Origin of the sequence: Sphingobium sp. WCS2017Hpa-17 (assembly GCF_031843765.1) — a bacterium.
Classification (GTDB): Bacteria; Pseudomonadota; Alphaproteobacteria; order Sphingomonadales; family Sphingomonadaceae; genus Sphingobium.
Window position 1 is genome coordinate 46,014 of record NZ_JAVTIV010000023.1, and the last position, 9,286, is coordinate 55,299.

The following is a 9,286-nucleotide window of genomic DNA, read 5'->3' on the forward strand; positions in this document are numbered from 1 at the left end:
GGCAGATCGGCTTATCGGCCTGCCTGCACTTCCTTCAAAATCGCCCCATTTTCGTTGGCATGCCGGCCTTGTGATCGATGCACGGCGTCAGCCACGGCAGCCTGCCATCCCGCCCTGATCCGTTGCCGCTCGTCCGTCGGCATGACCGGCGTTATGCGATCGACCATCGTGCCATGCAGCGCAGGAACGGACAGGCCGATCGCTTCGGCCGCCAGCCGGGCAACGCCCAGAGCGCTGGCTTCCGCTACGTGCGGACGAACCACAGGGCGGGCGGTCAGATCGGCCAGCAACTGCATCAACAGCGCATTACGCGTAGCGCCGCCATCCACAGCGATCTGTGGTACGACGCTGCCCAGATCCGCTTCCATCGCGGTCACGACGTCGGCAATTTGCAGCGCAATCGCTTCCAGCGCAGCACGTGCAATATGCGCAGGCCGGGTGCCAAGCGACAGGCCGGAAATAGCCCCCCGTGCCTCGCTGCACCAATGGGGTGCGCCCAGCCCCACCAAGGCAGGCAGGAACACGACGCCGCCACTGTCGGGTACGCTTGCCGCTAGCGCGGTGAGCGCCGCTTCATCCGCCAATCCAAGCAAATTGGCGGCGAAGGCGGCGGCATGACCGGAAATGGCGATATTGCCTTCCAGCGCATATTGCGTCGTACCGGACCGATGCCAAGCGATGGTGCTGGACAGGCCATGGGCCGAGCGGACAGAACGCGGCGTGGCTGTCATGATCGAGCTGCCGGTGCCGATCGTCACCTTGGTCGCACCCGCCTGTGTCGCACTGTGGTAGAACAGGGCTGCGTGGCTGTCGCCCATCAGCGCATGGATTGGCGTGTCAGCCGGCAAAGGCGTCAGCCCGGTGGCAACCGTGCCAAAGCGGCTATCTGACCCGCGCACGTCCGGCAGCAGGGCCAATGGCACGTCGAACAAGGCGGCGAGTGCCGGGTCCCAGCATAAGGTGTCGATGTTGAACAATTGAGTGCGCGAAGCATTGCTATAGTCCGTCGCGTGCACAGCCCCGTTGGTCAGTTTCCACAACAGCCAACTGTCGATCGTACCGCACCGCAGTTCCCCGCGCGCCGCCCGCTGCCGTCCATTAGGCAAGCTCGACAGCAGCCAGCCGATCTTGGCCGCCGGGAAGAGCGGGTCGATGCCCAGGCCACTGCGCGCGACGATCATTTCCTCATGCCCCGCTTCCCGCAGAGCGGCGCATCGCGCTTCGGATCGGCGACATTGCCAGAGGATGGCGGGGGCCAGCGGCTCGCCAGTGCGCGCATCCCACAGGACGATCGTCTCGCGCTGGTTGGACAAAGCAAGCGAGACGATCTCCGCGTCCGGCGCAGCGGCGACCAGTTCTACGATCAGCGCGGCCACCGCTTCCCATATGTCGGACGCCGACTGCTCCGCCCAGCCGGGCTCCGGATAGGTCACCTGCATCGCCCGCGATCGGGACAGAATGACCTCCCCCGCCGGCGACACGAGCAGGGCCTTGGTGTTGGTCGTCCCCTGATCGACGGCAAGGATGACCGGGTTGCGCATCAGCGTGCCTTTACCTTGAGCAGGTCATGTGCCGCCGCCATGATCCCATCGGCGTTAAGGCCGAACCGGTCCATCAGCCATTGCGCCGATCCGGTGGGCAGGAAGCCGGGGAAACCGAGCATGCGCATCGGCACCGGGCTGTGGGTCGCGCAATATTCGGCCATTGCGCCGCCCAGGCCGCCATGGGCCAGCCCTTCCTCCGCCGTGACGATAGCGCCAGTCGCCGCCGCCTGCGCCAGCATTTCGGTATCGATAGGGGACACGGTCGCCATGTTGATGACCTGCGCGGAAATGCCCGCTGCCTCCAACTTTTGCGCCGCCGACACGGCATGATGGACCAGCGTGCCGTTGGTAATGATCGCGATATCGGTCCCGGCGCGCAATCGTTCCGCCTTACCGATGTGGAAGATCGCATCGGTGCGGGCGAGTTCCGGCACCGGCATGCGGCTGATGCGGATATAGACCGGCCCGTCATGCGCGGCGGCGGCTTTGATCGCCTCCGCGGTTTGCCAGGGATCGGCCGGGACGATCACCGTCAACCGGTCGATCGCGCGCAGCCAGGCCACATCCTCGATACTATGATGGGTGGCGCCCAATTCGCCATAGGCGACGCCGCTGGATATGCCGCACAGCTTCACATTGGCATGGCTGTAGGCGCAATCCGCCTTGATCTGCTCCAGCGCGCGGGCACTGAGGAAACAGGAGGCGCCGCTGACGAACGGGATCTTGCCGCCATTGGCCAAACCTGCGCCGACACCGACCATATTCTGTTCGGCAATGCCGACATTGACCAGCCGATCAGGGAAACGATCCCGGAACTTGCCAAGCTTGGACGAGCCGACGGAATCATTGACGACAGCAACGATGCGGTCATCCTGAACCGCCAGTTCCTCCACCGTGCGGACATAGGCATCACGGCAATCGAACAGGCCGGCAGGAGCTGCGGCGGCGCTCATGCCGTCATCTCCGCTTCCAGTTCGGCCATGGCCAGTGCATATTGATCGGCACTGGGCACGCCATGATGCCATCCGGCCTGATTTTCCATGAAGCTGACGCCATGCCCCTTTTGCGTATTGGCGATAATACAGAGCGGCCTCGACCGGGGCTGACAAGCGGTATCGAACGCCGCCAGAAGGGCCGCAGGGTCGTGGCCGTCCACTTCGGCCACATCCCAGCCGAAAGCGCGCCATTTGTCGGCCAGCGGCTCCAGCGCATTGGTGTCTTCGGTCGGCGCGCCCTGTTGCAGGCGGTTGCGATCAACGATCACCGTCAACTGGCCCAGCCCGCGATGGCCCGCAAACATCGCTGCTTCCCACATCGAGCCTTCCTGCAATTCACCATCGCCGGTCAGCACGAAAACGCGATAGTCGGCCTTGTCGATCTGTGCCGCGACGGCGATCCCGACGGCCACCGGAAGACCATGACCCAACGGTCCGGTATTGGTTTCGACCCCCGGCAGATAGGTGCGGTTGGGATGGCCGTTCAGCCGCGAGTCCGGCTTCAAATAGGTTTGCAATTCTTCTTCGGGGAAAAAGCCGGCTCCGGCGAGCGCCGTGTAGAGCGCACCGGTGCAATGCCCTTTGCTCATCACGAAACGATCGCGACCGGGCGCGGCGGGTTCAGTAGGATCAAAACGAAGAATATCGAAATAGAGCGCCGCAATGATATCCGTTGCCGAAAGATCGCCTCCGGGATGCCCCTGCCCCGCATCCACTATCATTGAGAGCAGGCGACGGCGCATCCAGTTGGCGCGCGCCGTAACCTGAGAAATGCGCATATTTATGTTTTCTCCAGCCTCACAGGCAGAGGCGGAAACAGGCGACATCGTCATTTGGCAAAACTCTCCCTACGCCTAGGCAATAATCGGATACGAAAAAATACGCAATCCTTTAACTTTCGTTTTCTTTCGTTTTTTGATTCAATGAGAAAAATTGACAAGTCCGCCGGGGTTGCTCTAGAGATTGTGCCGCGCCATCGTCGGATGGTAATTCACCGGAGAGACATGTGCCTGAATTATCGTCACCCATCATCTGGAGACAGGGACGGTGAAGGATAGCGCACAAGCCCGCCTGCTGGGCGAAACACGCCGGCTCAAGATATTGGAATGGTTGCAGGAGGAAGGTAGCGCGCGCGTCCGCACTCTGGCCGAGGCCTTTGGTGTATCGGAAGTCACGGTGCGGCAGGATCTGGAGAAGCTGGAGGCGGACGGCCATATCGAGCGCGAACATGGCGGCGCCTTCCTCAAGTCCGTGCCGCAGCAGGTCCGTTCCATGGCCTTGCAACATCAGGGACATCTGGATTCAAAGGAACGGATTGGCCGCGCCGCCGCCGCGCTTGTCGGCAATGGCGAGACGATCATCCTCGACAGCGGTTCTACTACGACGGCGGTCGCCACCCATTTGCTGGGGCGGCGTGACCTGACCGTCATCACCAATGCCTTGAACATCGCACTCATGCTGGGCGCGGAGCCGGGGTTCGAGGTGCATATGACCGGCGGCCATTTCAAGGCGCCAACCCTGTCATTGTCAGGCGAGCGGTCCGCCGATTATTTCAAGGGGCTGTATGTCCAGCGCCTGTTTCTGGCTACGGCAGCGGTCGATATCGACGGCGGTCTGACCTATCCCGCGCTGTCGGACATCGCCGTCAAGCGCGCGATGATCGGAGCAGCCGAGCAGGTTTGCCTGGTCGCGGACAGCAGCAAGATCGGCCAGCGATCCTTTTCGTCCCTGGGCGGTTTGGACCTGATCCATATCCTTATCACCGACGACGGCATTCGCGACGAGGATCGCAAAGCGATTGAGGCGATCGGCGTGAAGATCATCATCGCCTGACCGCAATAACGGCAGGCCGGCACGCAGGATTGCGGGCCACGGCATCAATTCATCTGGAGAGGATCACGCTATGAGCAAGCAAAGATATGGCGCTGGCATCTGGCATTTTGCAACCTATGTGGATCGCTATGCCACCGATGGCTATGGCCCGCCACGGTCCCTGATCGAAATGATCGACCTGGCCGGACAGGTCGAGGATCTTTCGGTCGTCGACATCAACTATCCCTTCGTTGATCCCAGCCTGTCGCTCGACCGTGTGGAAGAGGCGCTGAAACGCAACAACCTATCCGTGATTGGGATCACGCCGGAAATTTACACGCGCCAGTTTTCCAAAGGCGCTTTCACCAATCCCGATCCGGGGGTGCGCAGGCTTGCCAACGAAATGGTCAATGACGCAGCCAATGTGGTTCGGCGCTTCAGCGCGGATTATGTGAAGCTGTGGCCGGGCCAGGATGGCTGGGACTATCCCTTCCAGGTCGATCATCGCAAATTGTGGCAGATGAGCATGGATGGCGTAGGCGAACTGGCCAGCCAGAATCCGGACCTGAAATTCGTCATCGAATATAAGCCGCGCGAACCACGCAATCATATGAGTTATGATAGCGTCGCACGCACGCTGTTGGGCATAGAAAAGATCGGTTTGCCTAATATCGGTATCTTGCTCGATTTCGGCCATTCGCTCTACGGCGGCGAATCCCCGGCCGATGCCGCACAGCTAGCTATTGACCATGACCGGCTGTTCGGCATGGATGTGAACGACAATTTGCGCGGCTGGGACGACGACATGATCGCCGGGTCGGTACACCCGATCGAGCTGTTCGAATTCTTCTACACGCTGCGCAAGAACAACTGGGAAGGCGTGTGGCAGCTGGACCAGTTCCCCTTCCGCGAAAATAGCGTGGACGCCGCCAACGCCGCCATCAGTTTCCTGAAGGTGATCGAGCGCGCCCTCGACAAGTTGGACTTCGAGGCCATGCAGGCCGCGCAGGACCGGCAGGATGCGGTCGCCGCCATGATGCTCGCCCGCGACGCTCTTTTCACATCCTATTGAGAGAGACAGGATGACGTCCCCTGCCCACTTTCTACGCGTTCTGGATCTGCGCGCCGATCATCTGGTCGAACCTCTGGGTACGGAGGTTCACCACCCGCGCCTGTCCTGGCGCCTGGAGAGCGATGGCCGGGGTGTCATGCAGCGCAGCTATCGCATTCGAGCGACGCCGGATGGCCAGCGCGATATATTGTTATGGGATAGCGGCGTCGTAGAAAGCGATGCCTGTTTCGACATCTCTTATGATGGCCCGCCACTCCAGCCGATGCAGCGGATCTGGTGGGATGTCGAGATCAATGACAATCAAGGACTGAGCGCGCGGTCCGAACGCAGTTGGTTTGAAGGCGGCCTTATGGCACCCGAGGAATGGCGCGCCGCATGGATCGAGGCGGAGGACGAGCAGTCCGCCGCCGATCGCGCGGCGGGGCTGCAATGGATATGGAGCGCCGATCCGCTCGATCCGCGTCCACATGCGTTCCGCCTGGACTTTGACGCACCCACCGATCTGGTCGATGCTGCCATATTGGTCGCCGCCAAGGATAATCTGCTGGGGATATGGGTGAATGGCGAACCAGCCATCCTGCCCGATCTCGTCTATTGGGGCAGCCTACTCCCGGCGCAGGGAATGCTGAAACCGGGGCGCAACAGCCTTTGCCTTCTCGCAACAGCCGACACCAGCGGCTTCTTTCCCGTCGATGGCGGCGCCATGGCGGCGCTCATTCGCCTGTATCGCGGCAATGGTGATGTCGAACGTTGGGTGAGCGGACCGCATTGGCGTGTGCAGACCGATCCGCCCGAAGGCTGGACGGACGCGGAATTCGATGCGGCCGGCTGGGCCGCGGCGCAGCCATCCGGATCACGCGCGCAGGGCGATCCTCGACCCAAAGAGCCGGGCATTTGCCTGCGTACGGAGTTTGACACACGCGGTCCCGTGGTGGCAGCGCGCCTCTATGCAACAGCGCTGGGCGCCTATGAGGCGCGGATCAACGGCCAGCCGGTATCGGATCATGTGCTGGCGCCGGAAATCAGCGTCGCCAAAAGCCATATCCTCTACCAATGCCATGATGTGACGGCGTTGCTGCGCGACGGCGCCAATGCGCTGGCCTTTACCGTAGCGGACGGTTTCTATGCGGGCGCATTTGGCTGGCGTATGGAGCGATATGGCTTTGGTCCGGCACCACGCCGACTGCTGGCGCAATTGCGCATCGATTATACGGATGGATCGAGCGAGTGGGTTTCGACCGGCCGGGCATGGCGCATCGGCAGCAGTCCCGTCATCGCATCCGATATCTATGGCGGCGAAACGCATGATGCACGGCTGGAGCAAGCCGGATGGGATCAACCCGGCTTCGACGACAGCAACTGGCCCACGGTGCGTATCGGAGAAGCCCCGCCTGCGCGACTCATCGCCCAGACGTCGCCGCCGCTGCGCGCGACCCGTAGCATGCGGGCGCAGTCCGTCAGCGAGCCGGCGCCCGGTCGCTTTGTTTTCGATTTCGGGCAGAACATGCCCGGTTGGGTCGAACTGCGCGCCGCCGGCCCTGCCGGCTGCTGCATCAGCCTGCGCTTTGCCGAACTGCTCAATCCCGACGGTACGGCGGACCAGTCCAACCTGCGGCGGGCTGAGTGTACCGATCGTTTCATCCTGCGCGGCGATGCGGGCGGTGAGACATTCGCGCCGCGCTTCACCTATCATGGCTTCCGCTATGTCGAGGTGCAAGGCTATCCCGGCACGCCTGGACTGGAAGATATGGAGGCGATCGTCGTCCATAGCGACTGTCGCGAAACCGGTACGATGGATTTTGCGTCCTCGCTGCTCCAGCGCATCTGGAACAACGCGCTGTGGAGCCAGCGGTCGAACTTCTTCTCCGTGCCCACCGATTGCCCGCAACGCGACGAGCGCATGGGATGGATGGGTGACATTCAGGTGTTTCTGGACGCCGCAGCCTTCAACATGGAGATCGCCCCCTTCATCCGTCGCTTCCTGCTGGAGGCGCGGGCGGCGCAGCGATCCGATGGCGCATATCCGATCGTCGTGCCGCAGCCCCTGTCCTTCCCCGATGTCGTGACCGCGGGGTGGAGCGAGGCCGGCATCATCCTGCCCCACGGCCTGTGGCAGCGCTATGGCGACACCGCTGTCATCGACGAGAATTGGGCGGCGATGGAGCGGTGGATGGATTTCGTCGCGCGCGACAATCCGGATCATATCTGGCGCAATGATCGCGGGCTTGATCTGGGCGACTGGCTGTCCGTCGATGCGATCCAGCCCGATGACGAAACCACGCCGCGCATCCTGTGTGCGACCGCCTATTGGGCCTATAGCGCACAGTTGATGGCGGAAATGGCGGCGTCGACGGGGCGGCAGGACGATGCTTCGCGCTATGCCACCTTACGCGCAGCAATCGGCAAGGCCTTTGCCGCAGAATTGCTGGACGGTGCCGGAAAGGCCGGCAATGGCAGCCAATGCAGTCAGGTGCTGGCCCTATACATGAATCTGGTGCCGCAGGATCAGCGTGCCGACGCTGCCCGCCTGCTGGCGCAGGATATTCGGACGCGGGGCATGAAATTGTCGACCGGCTTCCTTGGCACGCCCTATCTGCTCGATGTGCTGGCAGACGCGGGGGCATGGGCAGAATTGGTGGGCCTGCTGCTACAGACCGCCTATCCATCCTGGGGCTATATGCCGAGCGTGGGCGGGACGACCGTTTGGGAACGGTGGAATGGCGACGTCGGCGACTTGTCGATGAACAGTTACAACCACTATGCCTTCGGGGCAGTGGTCGGCTTTTTCTATCGGCGGCTGGCCGGCATAGCGCCGGCCACGCCTGGCTTCCGTCAGGTCGCCGTCAAGCCGCTCTGGTTTTCCGACGTCGGGACTGTATCGGCCCGCTACGACAGCCAGTTGGGCCTGATCGAGACGGCGACGGAAGGCGATGACGCCGGCCTTTCCGGCCTGACCATCACCATCCCCCCCAATTGCACGGCACAGGTGCAACTGCCCGCTGGCCGTTGGGTCGAGAGCGAGCAGCCTGTCGACGATCATCCGGATATACTGGGTACGGCCGACGGGACGGTGACGGTGGGATCTGGCAACTATCACTTCACACGCGCCGATTAACGCCCTTACATATTGGGATAGTTCGGTCCTCCACCGCCTTCGGGCACGACCCAGTTGATATTCTGGGTCGGGTCCTTGATGTCGCACGTCTTGCAATGGACGCAATTCTGCGCGTTGATCTGGAATTTGGGAAGCCCTTCTTCCTGCCCCACCACCTCATAGACGCCGGCCGGACAATAACGCTGCGCCGGCTCGTCATAAAGGGGCAGGTTATAGGCGATCGGGACGGCCGGATCTTTCAGTTGCAGATGGACCGGCTGGTCTTCCTCATGATTGGTATTGCTCAGAAACACCGACGACAGCCGGTCGAAACTGATGACGCCATCGGGCTTGGGATAGTCGATCTTCGCGCAAGCCTCCTTGGGCCAGATCTTCTCATTGTCCGGCTTGTGCTTCATCGTGAAGGGCAGGCCCACCTTGAGCGTGCGCATCCACATGTCGATCCCCGCCAGCAGCGTGCCCAGCGTGTTGCCGAACTTGCTGAGCAACGGCTCGGCATTCTTCACCAGCTGCAATTCGCTCGCGATCCAGCTCGACCGCAAATTGGCCTCATATTCGTCCAGCACGTCGCCCGAACGATCCGCCTGCACCGCCGCGAACGCTGCTTCGGCCGCCAGCATGCCCGACTTCATCGCCGTATGCGTGCCCTTGATCCGCGGCACGTTCACGAAGCCCGCCGAACAACCGATCAGCGCGCCGCCGGGGAAGGCCAAAGTCGGGATCGACTGCCAGCCGCCCTCATTGATCG

At 62.1% G+C, this 9,286-nt stretch carries 7 protein-coding genes; 3 read left to right on the top strand and 4 right to left on the bottom strand.

The genetic code is table 11. The features are described 5' to 3' along the window. Positions 1-11 precede the first annotated feature (11 nt). Genes RQH62_RS21345 through RQH62_RS21355 form a run of 3 tightly spaced genes read right to left on the bottom strand, consistent with a single transcriptional unit; the run spans position 12 to position 3,318 of the window. Positions 12-1,541, bottom strand: coding sequence for an FGGY family carbohydrate kinase (locus tag RQH62_RS21345; protein WP_311270664.1), 1,530 nt, complete (start codon positions 1,539-1,541; stop codon positions 12-14). Continuing rightward, positions 1,541-2,497 carry a transketolase C-terminal domain-containing protein gene (locus RQH62_RS21350; RefSeq protein WP_311270665.1) on the bottom strand — a complete coding sequence of 319 codons (957 nt, stop codon included), beginning with the start codon at positions 2,495-2,497 and terminating at the stop codon, positions 1,541-1,543. Before RQH62_RS21350 ends, RQH62_RS21345 begins: the two co-directional genes overlap by 1 nt. Further along, positions 2,494-3,318, bottom strand: coding sequence for a transketolase (locus RQH62_RS21355; RefSeq protein ID WP_311270666.1), 825 nt, complete (start codon positions 3,316-3,318; stop codon positions 2,494-2,496). Before RQH62_RS21355 ends, RQH62_RS21350 begins: the two co-directional genes overlap by 4 nt. 268 nt (positions 3,319-3,586) lie before the next feature. On the opposite strand from RQH62_RS21355, the gene RQH62_RS21360 reads away from it, so the two are divergent. The 3 genes from RQH62_RS21360 to RQH62_RS21370 all read left to right on the top strand — a co-directional run bounded on the left by RQH62_RS21360 (position 3,587) and on the right by RQH62_RS21370 (position 8,538). Next, positions 3,587-4,372 (top strand): DeoR/GlpR family DNA-binding transcription regulator, encoded by a 786-nt coding sequence (locus RQH62_RS21360; RefSeq protein ID WP_311270667.1) that lies wholly within the window; start codon positions 3,587-3,589, stop codon positions 4,370-4,372. 70 nt (positions 4,373-4,442) lie between these two features. Continuing rightward, positions 4,443-5,423, top strand: coding sequence for a TIM barrel protein (locus tag RQH62_RS21365; protein WP_311270668.1), 981 nt, complete (start codon positions 4,443-4,445; stop codon positions 5,421-5,423). 10 nt (positions 5,424-5,433) lie between these two features. After that, on the top strand, positions 5,434-8,538 hold the full coding sequence (locus RQH62_RS21370; RefSeq protein ID WP_311270669.1) for a family 78 glycoside hydrolase catalytic domain: 3,105 nt from the start codon (positions 5,434-5,436) through the stop codon (positions 8,536-8,538). A gap of 5 nt (positions 8,539-8,543) precedes the next feature. Here the strand turns inward: RQH62_RS21370 and RQH62_RS21375 are convergent. After that, on the bottom strand, positions 8,544-9,286 hold a 743-nt coding region (locus RQH62_RS21375), incomplete at its 5' end, for a 4Fe-4S dicluster domain-containing protein (protein ID WP_311270670.1).

Bases quoted from the DNA above. Each gene is read 5' to 3' on its own strand.
- RQH62_RS21345 (WP_311270664.1), bottom strand. From the start codon at position 1,541: ATGCGCAACCCGGTCATCCTTGCCGTCGATCAGGGGACGACCAACACC.
- RQH62_RS21350 (WP_311270665.1), bottom strand. From the start codon at position 2,497: ATGAGCGCCGCCGCAGCTCCTGCCGGCCTGTTCGATTGCCGTGATGCC.
- RQH62_RS21355 (WP_311270666.1), bottom strand. From the start codon at position 3,318: ATGCGCATTTCTCAGGTTACGGCGCGCGCCAACTGGATGCGCCGTCGC.
- RQH62_RS21365 (WP_311270668.1), top strand. From the start codon at position 4,443: ATGAGCAAGCAAAGATATGGCGCTGGCATCTGGCATTTTGCAACCTAT.
- RQH62_RS21370 (WP_311270669.1), top strand. From the start codon at position 5,434: ATGACGTCCCCTGCCCACTTTCTACGCGTTCTGGATCTGCGCGCCGAT.